The sequence below is a fragment of the Sulfurimonas sediminis genome, assembly GCF_014905115.1.
Classification (GTDB): domain Bacteria; phylum Campylobacterota; class Campylobacteria; order Campylobacterales; family Sulfurimonadaceae; genus Sulfurimonas; species Sulfurimonas sediminis.
The window spans coordinates 567996-586979 of sequence record NZ_CP041235.1 but is presented as its reverse complement, the minus strand read 5'-3'; the positions used below and the strand labels follow the sequence as shown (position 1 = coordinate 586979).

General features: G+C 39.9%; 20 protein-coding genes. 8 read left to right on the top strand and 12 right to left on the bottom strand.

Translation table 11 applies throughout. The features are described 5' to 3' along the window. Window positions 1-7 precede the first annotated feature (7 nt). Genes FJR45_RS03285 through yajC form a run of 4 tightly spaced genes read right to left on the bottom strand, consistent with a single transcriptional unit; the run spans window position 8 to window position 3141 of the window. Window positions 8-346: a DUF6394 family protein gene (locus tag FJR45_RS03285; protein WP_151900907.1), complete on the bottom strand. Its 339-nt coding sequence runs from the start codon at window positions 344-346 to the stop codon at window positions 8-10. Beyond that, window positions 346-1317 carry a protein translocase subunit SecF gene (secF, locus tag FJR45_RS03280; protein WP_193151332.1) on the bottom strand — a complete coding sequence of 324 codons (972 nt, stop codon included), beginning with the start codon at window positions 1315-1317 and terminating at the stop codon, window positions 346-348. The genes FJR45_RS03285 and secF overlap by 1 nt, the downstream gene beginning before the upstream one ends. A 2-nt stretch (window positions 1318-1319) precedes the next feature. Beyond that, window positions 1320-2885, bottom strand: coding sequence for a protein translocase subunit SecD (secD, locus tag FJR45_RS03275; RefSeq protein ID WP_193151331.1), 1566 nt, complete (start codon window positions 2883-2885; stop codon window positions 1320-1322). Then, window positions 2875-3141, bottom strand: a complete 267-nt coding sequence (gene yajC, locus FJR45_RS03270; RefSeq protein ID WP_193151330.1) for a preprotein translocase subunit YajC — start codon at window positions 3139-3141, stop codon at window positions 2875-2877. Before yajC ends, secD begins: the two co-directional genes overlap by 11 nt. 84 nt (window positions 3142-3225) lie before the next feature. Here yajC and FJR45_RS03265 point away from each other — a divergent pair, with 84 nt between their 5' ends. From FJR45_RS03265 to FJR45_RS03255, 3 genes are read left to right on the top strand one after another with little or no spacing between them, the layout of a single operon-like run. Continuing rightward, window positions 3226-4434 carry an apolipoprotein N-acyltransferase gene (locus FJR45_RS03265; RefSeq protein ID WP_193151329.1) on the top strand — a complete coding sequence of 403 codons (1209 nt, stop codon included), beginning with the start codon at window positions 3226-3228 and terminating at the stop codon, window positions 4432-4434. Between the two features lie 55 nt (window positions 4435-4489). Beyond that, on the top strand, window positions 4490-6589 hold the full coding sequence (locus tag FJR45_RS03260) for an RNA degradosome polyphosphate kinase (protein WP_193151328.1): 2100 nt from the start codon (window positions 4490-4492) through the stop codon (window positions 6587-6589). A gap of 13 nt (window positions 6590-6602) precedes the next feature. Next, a complete protein-coding gene (locus tag FJR45_RS03255; RefSeq protein ID WP_193151327.1) occupies window positions 6603-7130 on the top strand; it encodes a gamma carbonic anhydrase family protein in 528 nt (175 codons plus the stop codon). Here the strand turns inward: FJR45_RS03255 and argJ are convergent. Genes argJ through rpmB form a run of 3 tightly spaced genes read right to left on the bottom strand, consistent with a single transcriptional unit; the run spans window position 7118 to window position 9624 of the window. Further along, window positions 7118-8296 carry a bifunctional glutamate N-acetyltransferase/amino-acid acetyltransferase ArgJ gene (argJ, locus tag FJR45_RS03250; protein WP_193151326.1) on the bottom strand — a complete coding sequence of 393 codons (1179 nt, stop codon included), beginning with the start codon at window positions 8294-8296 and terminating at the stop codon, window positions 7118-7120. The genes FJR45_RS03255 and argJ overlap by 13 nt on opposite strands. Then, complete coding sequence (locus tag FJR45_RS03245; RefSeq protein WP_193151325.1) at window positions 8289-9419, bottom strand: potassium channel family protein; 1131 nt, start codon at window positions 9417-9419, stop codon at window positions 8289-8291. The genes argJ and FJR45_RS03245 overlap by 8 nt, the downstream gene beginning before the upstream one ends. Window positions 9420-9435: 16 nt before the next feature. Further along, complete coding sequence (rpmB, locus tag FJR45_RS03240) at window positions 9436-9624, bottom strand: 50S ribosomal protein L28 (protein ID WP_013326380.1); 189 nt, start codon at window positions 9622-9624, stop codon at window positions 9436-9438. A gap of 165 nt (window positions 9625-9789) precedes the next feature. Here rpmB and FJR45_RS03235 point away from each other — a divergent pair, with 165 nt between their 5' ends. From FJR45_RS03235 to FJR45_RS03215, 5 genes are read left to right on the top strand one after another with little or no spacing between them, the layout of a single operon-like run. Continuing rightward, window positions 9790-10587 (top strand): HDOD domain-containing protein, encoded by a 798-nt coding sequence (locus tag FJR45_RS03235; RefSeq protein ID WP_193151324.1) that lies wholly within the window; start codon window positions 9790-9792, stop codon window positions 10585-10587. Beyond that, on the top strand, window positions 10584-11978 hold the full coding sequence (locus FJR45_RS03230; RefSeq protein ID WP_193151323.1) for a chemotaxis protein CheX: 1395 nt from the start codon (window positions 10584-10586) through the stop codon (window positions 11976-11978). The genes FJR45_RS03235 and FJR45_RS03230 overlap by 4 nt, the downstream gene beginning before the upstream one ends. A 44-nt stretch (window positions 11979-12022) precedes the next feature. After that, window positions 12023-12664 carry a ribulose-phosphate 3-epimerase gene (rpe, locus tag FJR45_RS03225; protein WP_193151322.1) on the top strand — a complete coding sequence of 214 codons (642 nt, stop codon included), beginning with the start codon at window positions 12023-12025 and terminating at the stop codon, window positions 12662-12664. Beyond that, entirely contained in the window at window positions 12664-13248 is a 585-nt protein-coding gene (locus FJR45_RS03220) for a phosphoribosylanthranilate isomerase (protein ID WP_193151321.1), read from the top strand. Before rpe ends, FJR45_RS03220 begins: the two co-directional genes overlap by 1 nt. Continuing rightward, window positions 13238-14038 (top strand): 3'-5' exonuclease, encoded by an 801-nt coding sequence (locus FJR45_RS03215; RefSeq protein ID WP_193151320.1) that lies wholly within the window; start codon window positions 13238-13240, stop codon window positions 14036-14038. The genes FJR45_RS03220 and FJR45_RS03215 overlap by 11 nt, the downstream gene beginning before the upstream one ends. Window positions 14039-14040: 2 nt before the next feature. Here FJR45_RS03215 and accA read toward each other — a convergent pair whose 3' ends face one another. The 5 genes from accA to gpmI form a co-directional block, all read right to left on the bottom strand. Next, a complete protein-coding gene (accA, locus tag FJR45_RS03210; RefSeq protein ID WP_193151319.1) occupies window positions 14041-14976 on the bottom strand; it encodes an acetyl-CoA carboxylase carboxyl transferase subunit alpha in 936 nt (311 codons plus the stop codon). Window positions 14977-14992: 16 nt separating this feature from the next. Continuing rightward, on the bottom strand, window positions 14993-16210 hold the full coding sequence (locus FJR45_RS03205; protein ID WP_193151318.1) for a beta-ketoacyl-ACP synthase II: 1218 nt from the start codon (window positions 16208-16210) through the stop codon (window positions 14993-14995). Window positions 16211-16322: 112 nt separating this feature from the next. Next, window positions 16323-16550 carry an acyl carrier protein gene (gene acpP, locus FJR45_RS03200; RefSeq protein WP_013326372.1) on the bottom strand — a complete coding sequence of 76 codons (228 nt, stop codon included), beginning with the start codon at window positions 16548-16550 and terminating at the stop codon, window positions 16323-16325. Window positions 16551-16612: 62 nt separating this feature from the next. Continuing rightward, window positions 16613-17359 carry a 3-oxoacyl-ACP reductase FabG gene (fabG, locus tag FJR45_RS03195; protein WP_193151317.1) on the bottom strand — a complete coding sequence of 249 codons (747 nt, stop codon included), beginning with the start codon at window positions 17357-17359 and terminating at the stop codon, window positions 16613-16615. A gap of 104 nt (window positions 17360-17463) precedes the next feature. Then, window positions 17464-18939, bottom strand: coding sequence for a 2,3-bisphosphoglycerate-independent phosphoglycerate mutase (gpmI, locus tag FJR45_RS03190; RefSeq protein ID WP_193151316.1), 1476 nt, complete (start codon window positions 18937-18939; stop codon window positions 17464-17466). Window positions 18940-18984: the final 45 nt, after the last annotated feature.

Sequence of the window (18984 nt, the reverse complement as noted above, 5' to 3'; positions counted from 1 at the left end):
CTTCCTGTTAATATTCTTCGTGTGTTTTACTGCTCTCAATGTAAACAAGTCCCATTGAAAAAACATTGGCAATCAATGCACCGATTGCCAAAGCAATTGCCCAGGAGTCATTTTGTACAATAACCAAAAAGACAAATGCCGGAATCAGGTGCAGGTCTGCCACCAAAGAAGATGCCAAAAGCTCAGCGGAAAGCAGATTGCGCACACCGATTTTTAAAATTGTTGAAATCAGATTCACACTTGCGGCTATAAACAATGAAATAGCCGTATTTTCATACAAAAATCCCGCTATGGATGTTAGACTCATTAATGAAAAAAATACGTAGACGACTTTACCCCAATCCATTACATTACTCCTGATTCAAATTGTTCGCGCATTCTGTTTTTTTCTGCTTCTCTCTTTGCCTTCTCTGCCAGTTTTGCATGATAATTTTTCACATCAAAACCAAAAAGTATCAACAACGGTGAAGCAACAAAGACGGACGAATATGTTCCTACGATTATACCTACCAAAAGTGTAAATGCAAAGGCATGGATAATCTCTCCGCCAAACATAAAGAGTGTAAAGACCACAAAAAAGGTCGTTAAAGAGGTCAGTGTCGTACGTGCAAGCGTTCTTGTGATAGATTCATTGATAATCTCCGTCAAATTCGCTTTTTTGGATTTTGTAATCCCCTCTCGAATACGGTCAAAGACAATAATCGTATCGTTGAGCGAATACCCCAAAAGTGTCAGGATGGCGGCAAGGACATCAAGATTGACATCAATCTGAAAAAGAGCCACTGCACCCATTGCAATGGAGACATCATGCACCAACGCGGCTATAGAAGCAACGGCAAATCGCCACTCAAATCGAAATGCCACATAAACAAGAATCGCGGCTATTGAGAGAAACAGTGCCATAAGCCCTTTCTCTTTTAACTCCGAACCTACTTTTGGACCTACAATATCAACACGGCGAATCGTAAAATTGCCTGTGCCCTGCAGTGCTGCTCTGGCAACATCACCGATATCTTTTGCTACACTCGCACTCGATGTTTTCATACGAATGACAACTTCATCCGGAGAACCGAACTCACTGATGGAAGCACCGTCAAAAAGTTTGTCTGCCTGCAGTTTTTCCCGCATCGCTTTGATAGGGGCTTTTGTATCATACTTCACCTGAACAATCGTTCCTCCGGCAAAGTCGATCCCGTAATTTAGTCCTTTTGTCGCCAAAATCGCATACGAAGCCAAGATAAGAATAATTGAAACTGCCATTGCAATTTTTGATTTGCCCATAAAATCAATGGGCTGTTTATACTTAAAAAATTCCATGATTATCCTTTAATCCCAAACCAAAAACGGTAATTTTTGCTCTTGCCCATTTTAGGCTCAAGCATCTGATAAATTCCATGTGTTCCGAGAATTGCCGTAAGCATAGATGCCAAAATACCGATACTCATCGTAATGGCAAACCCTTTAATCGCTCCCGTTCCATAGACATACAGCACAACAGAAGCAATCAGCGTCGTGATATTTGCATCCAAAATTGCCGTCATTGCGTTTGCGTAGCCTTCTTCTATGGCCTTGTGCATAGATTTTCCCTCATAAATGAGTTCACGGATTCTTTCGGTAATAATAACATTCGCATCCACCGCCATACCGACCGTCAGGACAATACCTGCCATACCCGGCAGCGTCAATGTCGCCCCAAAAAGACTCATAACCGCCAAAAGAATCAGCAGGTTGGCAATCAGAGCAATATTTGCAATCACCCCTGCCATACGATAATAAACCATCATAAAAACAATAACAAGAATAAAACCGCCTATAAGCGCTATCATAGAGGCCTTAATACTGTCAGCACCCAGACTTGGACCGACTGAGCGTTTTTCCATCATATAGATAGGTGCGAGCAAGGCACCCGAACGCAAGGCAATCGCCAAATCTTTTGCCTCAAGCACTGTATAGTTTCCGGAAATCTGTCCGCTGCCTCCGCCGATGCGTTCATTGATATTTGGTGCAGAGTAGACTTTTCCGTCCAGTACAACTGCCAGACGCTTGCCTACATTTTTACCGGTAAAATCACCGAAAATGTCAGCACCCTCGGCATTGAGTTTAAAATTAATCACCGGACGGTTGTTTTGGTCAAAACCAACATTGGCGCCTGTAAGCATTCCCCCGTCTAAAATAGGAATTTCATGCACCAAATACTTGATTTTAGGATTTTTCACATCTTCTAAAATCACATCACCGTATGCCGCCGCATCTGCATCACTCATATTGTAAACCCGTGCATTTCTGGCCTCATCTACTGCCATCATTTCAAGTTTTGCCGCACGCGAAATCAGCTCACGTGCACGCTGTTCTTCTTGCGGCGTTTTAATCCCCGCAAGTTCTACAAGAATTTTGTCTTTTCCCTGACGTGCGACAATCGGTTCGGAGAGTCCAAACTGATCCAGTCTGTTTCTGATGGTTTCTATTGCCTGCGAAACTGCCTGCTGTTTTGTCTTTTGAATCTCTTTTGGCGTCAGACTGAGTGTAATAACACTCCCTTTATGTGTAATATCTACGCCTTCAAGTTTTGATAAAAAAGTGTCAAACTTTTTAATTTCATCAGAATCCAAAACTTCAAACTTGACGCTTTTGTCATCAAAAGTCAGTCCGTCTATTAAAATATCATTACGCTCCGCAAAGTGTTTGATACTTGCCGCTATTGATTTTATACGTGATTTTGTCGCTTCTTCGGTTTTTACACCGAGCAGCATATGCAGACCACCCTGTAAATCAAGGCCTAAGGTTATTTTTTTGCCGCTTTGGGTCTGTAAAAGTGACGGAAGAGAAAATACAATTCCAAACACTATTGCCAGAGCAAAGATGACTATGCGATAATTAAGCTTCATCCTCGAACTTCTTTGCAATGGAATCTTTTGTAATTTTTACGAGTGTATCATCATTGAGTTTTACAGTCAGAAAGTTATCTTCAACTTTATGAACAACAACGATAAAACCGCCGTTAGTGATGACTTTGTCACCTTTTTTAAGAGATTCAATCATCTCTTTTTTAGCCTTGGCCTCTTTTTGCTGTGGGCGAATAATTACGAAATACATAATTGCAATTAAAAATACAAACGGTAGTAGTTGGGAGATAATTTCCATATCTTGTGCTTCCTTGTCTTATAAAATTGCAGCGATTATACAAGAAATATACTAATAAGCTCTTAAATTCAGTACAATTTCAAAATGAATTCATTAACAAAAAATATTTTACTCGCAATTATTACGGCTGCACTTTTCAGTGCTTTTATCTATTTGGAATATTTTGGCATTGAAAATAAATTTCTCAATACCCTTTTTGGACTTGGCGCCATTGCACTGCTTTTAAGTATTCCTAAAAAAGCGGTTCTTTTTAGCGGGTTTTTTATAGGACTCTTTTGGTTTTACTGGATTGGCTTTAGTTTTAAATATCAGGGTGTCGGTTATATGGAGCCTTTTGTTACTCTCGGCTTCGGCATTCTCTATCTTCTCTTTTTTGCACCGCTCGCCTTTACAGACAAGCCCTATATACGGGCCCTGCTGCTTTTTGGGCTCAGCTTTTTTGAACCGCTTGGCTGGAACTGGATGAAGATTGAGCTCTTGTTTGTCAACAGTTATATAGGTGTTTACAAGTATCAACTGGCAGCCGTTTTGCTTGCTCTCTCCCTGCCCTGGCTGATAAAAAACAAAAAATACAGATACCTGCCGCTTGCGCTTCTCATTTTTGCCTATAATTACGGCTACCCGCAACAACATGACGCACCCCTGAAGATAAAGCTGGTACAAACAGAAATTCCCCAAAGTGTCAAATGGGAGAGAAGCAGCCTCTACCCTACCGTTGCCATGATTTTTGAAAAAATTCATCAGGCGCAGGCAGAAGGCTATGATGTTGTCATCTTCCCGGAATCTGTCTTTCCTCTTTTTATGAATGAAATGCCAAAACTGATACAGGAACTTCGCAAAGCTTCTGAAAAAATCACTGTCATAGCCGGTGCACTGATGCGTGAAAACAATCTCAACTACAATGTCACCTATATGTTTGACAAAGGAGAATACAGCCTTGCCAAAAAACTCATTCTGGTTCCTTTTGGCGAGTATATTCCTCTGCCAAAATTTGCACAAAAGTTCATCAACGATACTTTTTTTCAAGGATCAAGTGATTTTGTCACGGCAAAAAAACCGACAGACTTTGTCATAAAAGGTATCAGGTTCAGAAATGCCATCTGTTATGAGGCTACATGTAAAGAGCTTTATCAAGGTGATGTAAAATATATGATTGCCATAAGCAACAATGCATGGTTTACCCCTTCTGTTGAGCCAACACTGCAGAAGTTGCTTTTAGAGTACTATGCCCGAAAAAACGGTGTGACAATTTACCACGCAGCCAACATGAGTGGCACAGGTGTAATCAAATAGTAATAATTTCTTTGCTATAATAAAGAAAAAACTTACCAAAGAAAGTGAAAAATTTATGATAAACCTTAAAAATCCCAATCTTTATTTAAACCGTGAGCTTTCATGGTTACAGTTTAACACAAGAGTCCTCAAACAGGCGCAGGATGAATCTTTGCCTCTGCTTGAACGTCTCAAATTTCTTGCCATTTACGGGACAAATCTGGATGAGTTCTATATGATTCGCGTGGCAGGTTTAAAAAAACTTTTTGCTGCGGGCATTATCGTCTCAGGGGCTGACAGACTTACCCCATTGCAGCAGCTTCGTGAAATAAGAAACTATCTGCACCAGGAACAACAGGTTGTCGAGCACTGCAGAAGTGAAATATTTAAAAAACTTGAGCCTCATGGTATCAGTGTAAAAACATATGATGAAGTGAACAATCAGGACAAACATAAACTCAACCAGTATTTCAATGAAAACATCTACCCGGTAATTATTCCCATTGCCATAGATGCCACACACCCTTTTCCGCACCTTAACAACCTGAGTTTCGGACTTATCGTAAAGCTTCGCGATATGGACAACGAAAACATAGAACGCTTTGGAATTATACGTGTGCCCCGTGTTTTAAACAGATTTGTAGAGCTTGGAAACGGAACCTATGTGCCTATAGAAAGTGTTGTGGAAAAACATGTTGATGAACTGTTTCCAGGCTATGAGCTTATCAAATATGCCCCTTTTCGTGTGACAAGAAATGCTGATATTGCCATAGAGGAAGAGGAAGCTGATGACTTTATGGAGATTCTTGAAGAGGGCTTAAAACTTCGCCGTAAAGGAGAAATGGTCCGCCTCGAAGTCGGTTCCAATGCCGATGATGAAATCATTAACTTTTTTAACCGTCATGCACATATCTATAAAGATGACATTTACAGATACCATACTTTTTTAAACCTTTCAAGTCTTTGGCAGATAGTATCCAACAAAAATTTTGCACATCTTTTGGCACCGGCCTTTCAACCAAAAAACCTGCCGCCTTTTGAAAACAATGAAGATATTTTCTCTATTTTGGAAAAGCAGGATGTCTTGATGTATCATCCGTATCAAAGCTTTGACCCTGTGGTAAATCTCATTCAGTATGCAGCAAAAGATCCTGATGTTGTCTCTATAAAAATGACACTCTACCGTTCAGGGACAAAATCACCTATTGTCAAATCTTTGATGGATGCCAGCGAATCGGGGAAACAGGTCACGGTCATGGTTGAACTCAAAGCACGTTTTGATGAAGAAAACAATCTTATCTGGGCAAAAGCGCTTGAGAAATCAGGAGCCCATGTTATTTACGGTATTCAGGGTTTTAAGGTCCATGCAAAAGCCGCTTTGATTACAAGAAGAAAAAACGGAAAACTCAAACAGTATGCCCATTTGGGCACAGGAAACTATAACCCTTCCACTGCAAAAATATATACTGATATGAGCTATATGACCAGCAAGGACACAATCACCAATGACTTAACACGCTTTTTCCACTTTTTGACAGGTTTCAGCAAAAAAGGAAAACTCAATGAGTTGTATATGTCTCCTTCACAAATCAAACCCAAACTCCTCTCACTCATTCACAATGAAACAAGACAGGGGAAAAACGGACACATCATTGCAAAGATAAACTCACTTGTCGACGATGATGTCATCAGAGCACTTTATAAAGCTTCAATAGCCGGTGTAAAAGTTGAGCTTATTGTACGTGGTATCTGCTGTTTGAAGCCCGGTATCAAAGATGTAAGTGAAAATATAAGAGTTGTTTCCATTTTGGGAAAATATCTCGAGCATGCCCGTACTTTTTATTTTAAAAATGATGCATCAAAAGTCTATATCTCAAGTGCAGACTGGATGCCTCGAAATCTTGTGCGGCGTATAGAGCTTTTAACTGCTATCAAAGATGAAGATGCCAAAAAGAAAATTATACAGATTCTTAAACTGCAATGCTCCGACAATGCACTTGCACATGAACTGCAAAGTGACGGATCCTATATAAAAATCAAACCCAAAGAGGGGCAAAAAATTATCAACAACCACAAACTTCTTGAAGACTATGTCAACCGTATTGCAAAAGCAACCAAAAAAGAGACCTCTACCTATGTGCAGCAACTGGTAAACCGTCTCTTCATAGAAAGTTAAAGGAACACGCCTTATGTTACATGTATACAAAAATATCACTCCCTCTATAGGAGCAAAAAGCTGGATAGCGCCTTCTGCTGATGTCATAGGGGATGTCACCTGCGGAGAGGATTGTTCTATCTGGTTTGGCTGTGTCGTTCGAGGTGATGTGCATTACATAAAAATCGGCAATCGTGTCAATATTCAGGATTTAAGCATGATACATGTAACGCATTACAAAAAAGAGGACAAGAGTGACGGTAATCCCACTGTTATCGGAGATGATGTAACCATAGGGCATCGTGTCATGCTTCACGGATGCACCATAGAAAAAGCCTGCCTCATCGGCATGAGTGCTACCATATTGGATGGTGCGGTTATAGGCAAAGAGAGCATAGTCGGAGCAGGTTCGCTTGTGACAAAAAACAAAGTTTTTCCGCCCCGCTCGCTCATCATGGGAAGCCCTGCAAAAGTTGTCAGAGCATTAAATGAAGATGAGATAAAAGAACTCTATGCCTCAGCCTCTCGGTATGTTGAGTTTAAAGAGGATTATGTTCGATAGTCCGCATTTATTTTGACATACTCATACCCAAGATCACAGCCAAAAGCTGTGAATTTTCCGTCGCCTATCCCTAAATCACAATAAATTGTAAATGAGTCTCTTTTCATAACTTCACCGGCTTTTTGCTCCATCACTGCATCAAAATAGAGTTCACCCCTGTCATACACACAGACATCCTCAAAAGAAATTTTTAAACTCTCTTCATAAGCTTCTACACCGCTTGCACCGACTGTTGAGGCGATTCTTCCCCAGTTTGGGTCTTCTCCGTAGAGTGCCGTTTTGACAAGTAAAGAGTTGGTCAGCGCTTTGGCCACGATCTCTGCCTCCTCATCATCTTTTGCCCCACTCACCTCATAGGTTACAAGTTTTGTCGCACCCTCTCCGTCTCTTACCATTTCACGGGCCAAAAAACGCATAATTTTATAAAGAGCTTCTGTGAATGCTTCCTTGTGGTAGACTTTACTTTTTGCATTGCTGAGCAACATGACTGTATCATTTGTGGATGTATCTCCGTCAACACTTGCGGCATTAAAAGTTCTTTTTACATTGTCATTTAAAATATTTTGCATTTCATCTTTGTCAACTTTCGCATCAGTTGTGATAAAACAGAGCATTGTAGCCATAGCGGGATTAATCATCCCTGCTCCTTTTGCCATTGCCCCAATATGGAAACAACTGCCGTCTTCAAGCTCAACTCTGTATGCAATCTGTTTTGAAAAAGTATCGGTTGTCATAATCGCTGCCGCCGCCGCATTGGCGTCTCGTTTTTTCAAATCAAAAAGTCTGGCACCGGCGATAATTTTCTCTTTTGGCAGTCTTACACCGATAACACCTGTTGAACTCATTACAGGGTTGTGCACTTCCTCCGGCAAGGTAGCTAAAATTTCTTCTATATCTTCAATACCTGCTTTTCCAGTCATCGCATTGGCATTTTTAGCATTTATAAGTACGAAATTTGTCTGAAACTCACCTTTTGCTTTAAAGTGACGTATCGGTGCTGCCGTCATTTTGTTTGTTGTAAATGCTGTCGCTGTTTCACACAGGGTATCACTGTAAACAAAAGCCATATCTTTTACATTGTTCGGTTTTAAGCCTGCACTGATACCATCCGCATAAAAACCTTCTGCCGTACAAACCCCACCATCAACTTTTATCAACTTATACAAACTTCAACTCCTTAGGTTTGACTCTTTTTGAAATCAAATCTTTTGTTATTTTAATGCCTTCTTGTGTGCCTATCACTAGAAGTTTCGATTCACTTGTCACCAAGGTATCTCCCTTTGGCATGCCGATCAGCTTTCCGTCTTTTCTGGTAATCCCTACAACGGATGTGTTTGCAATTTCCCGGATGTGCGTCTCTTTGAGTTTTTTCAAAACCGCCCAGCTGTAACGCGGTACAGTAATTTCCTGCATATCCAGAGGATTGTCACTTTTATATAAAAATTCTTCAAGCAGATTTTCCATATCGGGGCGGGCTGCCATGGCAGAGACTCTCTGCGCTGTGAGTTTTGTAGGAGAGACAACAGTGTCTGCTCCAAGTTTTTTCAGCTTTTCCACATCACTCATTGTTTCTGCTGAGGATATCACATAATAGGGACGAGGCAAAAAATGTTCTTTTTCAAAAAGCCGCACCGAAGCAATCAGCGCAATATTATCAGCAATGGAACTAGACAAAGTAATCAGACCTTTTGCAGAAGAGAGGTGTGCTTTGAGCATTGAGAGCTCAGCATGAGGCTGTGCCTGCAAAAAATGCGGATATTTATGTTCTATTGCCCATTCGTAGATTTCAGGCCTTGGATCAATCACAATAAAAGGAATATGGTTTTTTCGCAACTGTTTTGTTACTTCTATTGTATAGTCATTATGATAGCACACAACAAAATGCTTCTTAAGTCTTGCTATTTTGTACAGCATTCTTCTCTCCTTCATTATGGCAACAATATGCCCCTTGTTCAGTTCTGAAACCAAAATACCTATAGCACTTGAAAATACTGCAAACCCTGCAATAATCAAATTGATAGTAAAAATTCTTCCTGCGTTTGATATTGGAGCAATTTCCCCAAAACCAACAGTAGTAAAAGTAATGGCTGTCTGATAAATTGCATCCATTATTGTAAAATCATCTATAAGAACATATCCGGATGTTCCTATTAACATTACAAATACTGTTAAAATTAAAGGGAGACGAAAAGCTTTGAGGTGGGAATAAACTTCAGGAAGAAGCTTGGGATCAGGTTTGGGAGGGCTCTCCCAATTTAGGAACTTACGAATCCTTGGTAAAAGATTCAAAACTGATTCCTATAGTCTACGAATTTTTCTTAAGTGTGCGTAATTCTCTTGCAGAAATCTTAATCTTCTTCGTTGTACCGTCTTCTAATGTAATACGAACTGTTCTTAGGTTTAATAAAAAACGACGCTTTGTTCTGTTTTTTGCATGAGAAACATTGTTCCCACTCATAGGGCCTTTGCCGCTAATAGCACATCTTCTTGCCATTTGAGTATCCTTGAATGATATTTTAAAGTTGCGAATTATAGCAAACAAAAGCAAAACTGCAACTTAAGCCTGTTTTGTTTTTTTGAGAATATACTTTTTATACTTTATTTGAATTTTATCTTAATCTCGTTAGAATATACGATATCCAACATAAAGCAGTAAAATTTGATTACATTACAACAGATAGACGCATTTATAGAAAAAATACCGCCATCGCCAAAGATTTTAAAGCAGACGCTCGCTTTACTAGATCAGGGTGATCTGGTGCAGGCGGCAAAAGTGGCACAGAATGATCCTGCACTCAATGCCTATTTGAAAGAGCTGGTGAACAAACCTTTGTACGGATTTAAAAATGAAGTCACAAATATTTCTCAGATTTTTGGCATACTTGGGGTATCAAGATCACAGCAGGCGGCTTATAACTATATGATCTCTTTGCTTTCTCCCGCAAAATGGAAACTCTTCAAACTGAACAAATCTTCTTTTTATGATTTACAGGCCGGACTCTCTGTTAACTGGCACAAAATCACCGCCCATTTGCAGATAGAAGATAAAAATCTCCAGAGTGCTGTTGCTTTACTCCCTGCAAGTATCATAGTATCTGAAGCACTCTTTTGTGAGAAAATTGAAGATGTGCAGCTTCTTCGAAGTGTAGATGAAATTGATCTCAACACCATATTGCAAAGACTATGCAATATGGACCTGTTTGATATATGCGAAAGAATTTCTCAAAAATGGGAAATGCCCCAAAATATTGCCGATATTGTTCAGGCATCTTCCGGCATCAAACCATCTCAGGATGAAACAAACAACAAACTTGGAAAATGGATGCATTTGCTGCTCTTTTACACCCTGTCAAAACCTGTTTTTATTGAAGCCGGATTAAATGATTTTATTGACTTTCAAATTGATTATGTCAGCGACATTTATGATGACTTTTCAACACTGATGGAGATTTCATGAGAGCGGTAATAAGAGAAGGGATCGGTGTATTTCACCCTCAGGGATTCCTCGACGGTTCCTCAGGAAGTTCATTTCTGAGCATAGAAGATATAGAGGCCACACTCAAAAGCAATGCTTCGATGATTCTTGTTTCACTAAAAAAAGTTATTTTCTTCAACAGAAACGGTCTGGACACTTTTGTAAAAATGTTTCAAAAAGTCAGAAGCAAAAACCATATAATCGTCGGTTTTTGTGATTATGACAAAAAGAAATACGATGCTTTTAAAAAATTTTACGATGACGATTTAAATTTTTCCCTCTTTAAAACCCAGAAAATCGCTTCTCTGTTTGCAGACGGATTCAAAGAAAAAAATAAAAATATACTTCTCTACAGCGAAGACAAATCACAAAGAGCAGCCTTGGCGATAGAGTTGCACAACAATGGACACAACCCGATAGTTGCACAGACAAAAGAAGAGTTTTTACAAAAAGCAAAAGTAGAAAATGCTTATGATGTCATCATAGAAGAGACATATCTCGGACAAATGGGGCAGAAAGTTGCAACAAGGGTCACAGGCAATGCTATCATATACACCGTCTCTTCATTTTTGGATGCGGAAATAGGCAATACTTTTAATATAGCCTATCATAACAACTCCCTGCATGTCGGTTTTAGACTTTTTATCTTTGATGCCTACAGAGTTGTCAGTATGAACATTCATGCGCTTAATTTTTTCTCAAAACTTGCATCCTCTTCTGCCGAATACAATGCCACCATATGTTTTGTAGGCATGTCTTTTGACAAAACTCCTCTCTCTTTCAAAGAGACGCTTGAAGATGCCGGCATCATGTTTTTTGAACAGATGGATGATATTTTGCAAAACAAAGAACTTTTGGACGAACTGGGTGCCAGCAGTGCAGCTGCGACAAAAAACAAACGCGCACTTAACAAAGTACTGGTGACAGAACTGCCAAGATTTATTGATGCGACTGTAGCCACTATAGAGATGATGACCAATTCAAAAGCTATCAAAGATGCAGCAAAAGTAGACAAAATTGAAATTACTGACAAAGATGGAAAAATAGCGAGTTCTATCGGATTTTACGGAGACATTGACGGCATGGTTATGCTTGTTTTTCCGCTTGGCATAGCGAAAAAAGCCTGCGAACTACTTATAGGAGAAAATACGGATGACAAAGAGTTGATCCTTGACACTTTGGCAGAACTTGTCAATATTGTCGGAGGAAAGGTAAAAACACTTTTGGCTGATGAGCATATCAGTGTGGATATTACCCTTCCTAGAACCTACCATGATGTTGACGGACTGCTGGAAGTTGCCAAAGGGAAAAAAGGTGTTCAGGTTGATTTATCCTTTGATAATGACAAATTTTTGTTTTTCTTAACAAGGTAAAAGCTATTATAGTTTATAATTCCACAATAATTTAAAGGAAGAATATGCAAGTAGCCCCTAGCGTTCTCTCGGCAGACTTTGGAAATTTGGCACGTGATGTACAGGAAATATGTGAAGCGGGATGTGATCTGGTACATGTAGATGTCATGGACGGGCATTTTGTACCCAATCTGACGATAGGACCGGTTGTGGTTTCGGCAATAGCCAAAGCTGCCACAAAACCCCTGGATATTCATCTTATGGTCCAAAACAACACCTTTTTTGTAGAGCTTTTTGCACCTCTGCAGCCCAAATATATCTCTTTTCATATAGAAGAGGAGAAACACCCGCACAGGCTCATACAAAAAATCCGTTCTCTTGGCATCAAACCTTGTATAGTGCTCAATCCAAACACTATCCCCGAAGAGTTGGAATATCTTCTTGGTGATTTGGATATGGTACTTTTAATGAGTGTTAATCCTGGTTTTGGCGGACAGAGTTTTATAGATTCTGTCCTTCCAAAGGCAAAAAAGCTTGATGCTATGAGAAAAAGACTCAATCCCGAATGTCTTATCCAGGTTGACGGCGGGGTAAGTGACAAAAACATCCATGCACTCAAAGAAGCCGGCGTTGATGTTGTCGTTGCCGGCAGCTATGTTTTTAAGCACGAAGACAGAGCCCAAGCAATAAAGAGTCTTCAGATATAATGCGTACAAAAATCTGCGGTATTACCTCTTATGAAGATGCAATGGTTGCTGTTGATGCCGGAGCCGATGCACTCGGATTTGTATTTTATGAAAAATCTCCACGCTTTCTTACGCGAGAAAAAGCAAAAAATATTATACAAAAACTTCCTCCTTTTGTTGAAAAAGTAGCACTCTTTGTCAATGTCGATGCACAGACAGTCAATGCTACATGTAAAGAGGTTGGCGCGACACTTGCCCAGATTCATTTTGAAGCAGACGCGGCATTCTATGAGGCACTGAAAATCCCTCACATCAAAGTTATACGGGCACAGAAAAAAGAAGATGTACTCCAATATGCTGATGAGTACAGACTTGTTGATGCCTACTGCGAAGCATACGGCGGTGCGGGGAAACAGCTCAATGCAGAATGGTTTGAGGGAGTTGAGTGTTCCAAAATTATTCTTGCTGGCGGCTTAACTCCCGACAACATCCAGGCTCTGAAAAAATATGGTTTTTACGCTTTTGATGTCAGCAGTGGTGTAGAAATATCATACGGGAAAAAAGATGCCGCTAAAGTAAGAGAGTTTATACACAATGCTCACTGATAATTTTAATCTTGATGCCAAAAGCATTTCACGACTCTCTTCACGCGGACTCTCATTAAAAACACTCAAAGAGCAACTCAACGAAGAACTTGAACTCTCAATAGAACTCTGGAAAGCACAGGGTTTACATGTAATCAAACACCAGGGATATTACTATTTTGATACAAAATTTATTCCCATCAATCAGGCAGAATTCTGCATCGTTGATATCGAGACAAACGGTTCAAAAATAGAAAAACACCAGATTATCGAAATTGCCGCTGTCAAAGTAAAAAACGGATTGATAATAGACAGATTTGAATCTTTGGTTCATACCAAAGAGATCAATCCTCATATCACAGAGATTACAGGCATAGCTGCCGATGATACAACAAATGCGCCTCAGCTCAAAGATGTTCTGCAACGATTTAAACTCTTTTTGGGCAATGCCGTGTTTGTTGCCCATGATGTCAAGTTTGATTACAGTTTTATATCCAAAAGCCTGCAAAAAATCGGTTTGGAACCACTGTTAAACAGAAGTCTCTGTTCTCTTGCCTTGGCTGAAAGAACTATTGTCTCTTACAGGTATGCACTTTCGTATCTGAATGAAACACTGCAGTTAAATCCGCAAGCCAGGCATCACAGAGCCATGAGTGATGTTATTACAACCTATGGACTCTTTTTGCTAAGCCTGGAGAATTTGGATGAAGATATAAAAACGGTAGAAGATTTGATACAGTTTTCAAAAGAGGCGCCAAGGCTCAAACGCCCGAAATTTGATCCTCTTTTGGAATTAAAAAAAGAGCACTAAGGCTACTCTTTAAAAGCACCCGGTTTTGTGAGTTTTGCATAGCGTGCTGCCATACGCTCCTCTTCGCTCATGGCTTTTAATTCGTCTACTTTTTCTAAAAAGTACTCTTTAAGAACCTGCGCTGCTTTTTCTTTTTCCCTGTGTGCTCCGATTAAAGGCTCATCTATGATGTCATCAATCAAATCCAGGTCTTTTAAATCTGCACTGGTAATCTTAAGTGCATTTGTGGCAGTTTCTACTTTTTTAGGATCATTCCAAAGAATTGCTGCACACCCTTCAGGTGAAATAACACTGAAGATAGAATAACGCATCATCGCAAATTTATCGGCAACACCGATGGCAAGAGCACCACCTGATCCACCCTCGCCTATAACAACAGAAACCGTAGGAATTTTCAACTCTGCAAGTTCAAGCAGATTTCTGGCAATTGCCTCACTCTGGTTCCGCTCTTCTGCCCCTATACCAGGATAGGCACCCGGTGTGTCGACAAGCATAAGAAGCGGAATATTGAATTTTTCGGCTAATTTAGCGGCACGGAGTGCTTTTCTGTAGCCTTCAGGATGCGGCATACCAAAATTTCGCTTTAGCTTGTTTTTTGTTCCTCGCCCTTTTTGTTCACCGATAACCATGACTTTTTGATTGTCAATATACCCAATATAACAAAGAATAGCGGCATCATCACGAAAATGTCTGTCTCCGTGTATTTCATACTTGTCTTTCATAATAAGGTTAATATAATCAAGTGCATAAGGACGATCAAGATGGCGTGCCAGTTGAAGCTTTTGAAAGTCAGAAAGATTTTTATAAATCTTTGTAACTTCTTTGTCTAATTTCTTTTTTAACTCTTCAACTGCGCCTTGATCATGACGAACCTGTGCAGAGATTATATCTTCTTGAATAGCTTTTATTTTATATTCAAAGTCTAAGTATGTAGCCAAATTAAATCCTTGTCAATTAGATTTTTTTGAATATAAGAACGCCGTTTGTTCCGCCAAAACCAAATGAGTTACTCATAACAATGTTTAAATCTGCTTTTCTCGCACCTTCCGTAACATAATCCAAGTCACAGTTTTCATCAGGTGTTTCATAGTTGATTGTCGGAGGAATGATACCGTCTCGCATCGCCATCAAACATGTAACAGCCTCTATACCGCCTGCTGCACCGAGACAATGACCGATCTGTCCTTTGATGGAGCTCATCGGAGGACAGTTTTCTTTTCCGCCCAAAAGATCTTTCAGCGCTGCTGTTTCATTTTTATCATTTACCGGTGTACTGGTTCCATGTGCATTCACATAGTCAAGTTTTGGTTCACCTGCCATCTTATAGGCAGCTTTCATCGCACGGGCAGGACCGTCTAATGATGGTGTTGTAATGTGATTTGCATCACCGCTTTCACCAAAACCGATAATTTCACCGTATATTTTTGCACCACGCGCAACTGCATCCTCATATGTTTCCAAAACAAGTGCCGCAGCACCCTCTCCCATAACAAAACCGTCACGATTTGCGTCAAAAGGACGGGATGCATGCTTAGGATCATCATTTCTCGTTGAGAGTGCTTTCATCGCGGCAAATCCGCCAACACCCACACCTGTTATAGCTGATTCTGCCGAGACAACAAGCATTTTATCGGCGCCACCGCATATGATAGTTTTTACGGCTTCACTGATTGCATGTGTCCCTGCCGCACAGGCCGTTACACTTGAAAGGTTTGGTCCCTTTGTTCCGTGTTCTATAGAAACAAATCCTCCCAGCATATTTACAAGTGCACCAGGAATGAAAAACGGAGAAATTCTTCTTGGTCCGCGCGTCTCTAAAATAACAGAGCTTTTTTCGATGGAAGGAAGTCCGCCGATTCCCGAACCTGCACTGATTCCGAATCTTTCCATATCTGTATCTTCAGAAAGTGCGGCATCTTCCATCGCTTCTTTGGCAGCTTTGAGTCCAAGGTGAATAAATCTGTCTGCTTTTTTTACTTCTTTGGGAGGCATCACCGTAGCAGGATCAAAGTCTTTAACCTCTCCCGCAATTTTTACGCTGAATTTTTCAGGGTCAAATATAGTAATAATGTCAATTCCACATTCGCCGTCACATATAGCTTTAAAAGAACTCTCTTTATCGTGACCTACTGAATTTATCATTCCCAGACCTGTAACTACCACTCTTTTCATTGAATATTCTCCATAAAATAATAAAATACTTTTAAAAATCAATAAAAAATTAACTATTAAAAATATTTGCTTTCAAAGAGATGAAAAACCTCTTTGAAAATTAAAAAACTGACTACTTGTTTTCGATATAGTTTACAACATCTTGAACAGTTTGAATTTTCTCAGCTTCATCATCAGGAATTTCGATGTCGAATTTTTCTTCAAGAGCCATTACCAATTCTACAACATCAAGGCTATCTGCACCTAAATCTTCTACGAATTTTGAATCCGGTTTTACTTCATCTGGGTTAACGCTTAACTGCTCAACTACTACTTCTTTAATATCATCTAAAAGTGCCATTATAGCTCCTGTTTTTTAAGTTTAAAATCCTGTAATTATAGCATAAATATCTTAGAGGACATTTATGCCATGTTCATTCCGCCGTTAACTTTTAAAGTTTCACCCGTAATATAACTTGCATAGTCCGAAAGTAAAAAAGCTGTTGCATTTGCCACCTCTTTTGCATCGCCGAAACGGTTCATAGGAATCTTGTCCGTAAAACTTTTTTTCACCTCATCACTCAGCACTTCTGTCATTTCCGTTGCGATAAATCCCGGTGTAATCGTGTTGTATCGTATACCGCTTGTCGCAGCTTCAATGGCAAAGCTTTTTGTCATTGCAATAACCCCGCCTTTGCTCGCTGCATAATTTGTCTGTCCGCCGTTACCTGTTTCACCTACAATAGAAGCAATATTGACAACCGAACCGAATTTTTTCTTTCGCATGACTTTCATTGATTCCCTACATCCGATAAATGCAGATGTCAGGTTGGCATTGATTACATCCATAAAATCTTGGGTTTTCATACGCAATGCCAGCTTGTCTTTTGTAATGCCTGCATTGTTAACAAGGTAAGAAAGCTCTCCGTCTGCATCAACAATCGTTTTTATTCCGTCAATAAATGCCGCCTCATCGGTTACATCAAACCCGATAACCGCCGCACTGCCGCCTTCTGCTTCGATTGCCTCTTTTACCGCATCCGCTTCTTTTGCACCGCTTCTGTAATTTACCCATACTTTCAAACCAAAACCTGCTAAAGTTTTTGCTATCTCTGCGCCGATTCCTCTACTCGCACCTGTTACTAAAACATTTTTTCCGCTAAATTTCATTATATTTTCCTTTAATTTTTTTTGTAAGACGCAAAGCCCGCACTGAAGTACGGGTTCCAAAAAATGGCATCTCCATGGAACCGGTACTTTAGTGCCGGCTATATTTAGACTAAACTCTTATCCATCTCTTTAGGAATTTCTAAATCCATGAGTTTTAAAACCGTTGGTGCTATATTGTTGAGTCCGCCTGATTTTACTTTTTCGACACCCTTGGCATCTACAAAACACCAGACTTTTCCAACCGTATGGTTTGTCAGTACATTACCTTTTTCATCTTTCATCTCTTCACAGTTTCCGTGATCACTTGTCAGCACAAAGGCATACTCTTTTTCTTTTGCTTTGGCATATATTTTTCCCAACTCCGCATCCACTGCTTCAACAGCTTTTTTTGCCGCTTCAAAATCACCGGTATGTCCTACCATGTCTCCATTGGCAAAATTAACCACTATAAAGTCATACTCTGCATCCATTGCCTTCAAAACAGCCTCGCCAACCTCTTTTGCACTCATTTGCGGTTGCATATCATATGTTTTTACGTCAGGAGAAGGAATGAGTACCCGGGTTTCATTTTCATAAGGTTCATCAATGCCGCCGTTTAAGAAAAAAGTGACATGTGCGTATTTTTCTGTTTCTGCCGTATGTAACTGTCGCAGACCTGCATTGGCAATCACTTCTGCGAGCGTATTTTTCGGCACATCTTTTCTAAACATCACAGGATAGGGAAAACTTTTGTCATATTCAGTAATGGTTGCCAGGTTGACATGTTCTACTGACCTTTGAAACTCTGTAAAATTTTCATCGGCTAGTGCCGTTACAAGTTCTCTCATTCTGTCACTTCTAAAATTTATTGTCAGTACACTGTCACCTTCTTGCATACCGTCATACCCTTCAAAAGCCGTCGGTTCTACAAATTCATCTGTTTCACCAAGAGAATAGGAGTGCCCGATATAGGCTTCGGGTGACATATCCGTTTTTGGTTCGGCATTGACTATCGCATCATATGCCCGTTTGATTCTCTCCCAGCGGTTGTCTCTGTCCATTGCATAAAAACGACCGGATATGGAAGCAATTTGTACATTTTCATTGAGATGTTTTTTTACCTCTTCAAGGTACTTCTGTGCAGAAGTAGGTGAGACATCTCTTCCATCCGTAATCAAATGAAGAAAAACCGTTTTTGAGTTTTTTGCCGCAATATCAGCCAAGCCCATAAAATGTTCTATATGCGAATGCACACCGCCATCACTCATCAGTCCAACAAGATGCAGTCTGTCAGATTTTTTAAAGAGTTCCTGTAAAGTTTCGTTTTTTTCCAAAGAACCGTCTTTGAGTGCCAGTGAAATCTTGACCAGATCCTGATACAAAACACGCCCGCTTCCTATACTCATATGTCCGACTTCAGAGTTGCCCATCTGACCTTCGGGCAGTCCGACACTCAGACCAAAAGTATCTATAAGCGAGTGAGGCACTTCACTGAAAAGTTTATCATATGTAGGTTTGTTTGCATTATAAAATGCATTGTGCTCTGTTTTTTCACAGTAACCAATGCCGTCTGTTATGACTAAAATTGCTTTTTTACTCAATTTTATTCCTATTAATAATTTTCTTGCGTGATTATACTATAATGT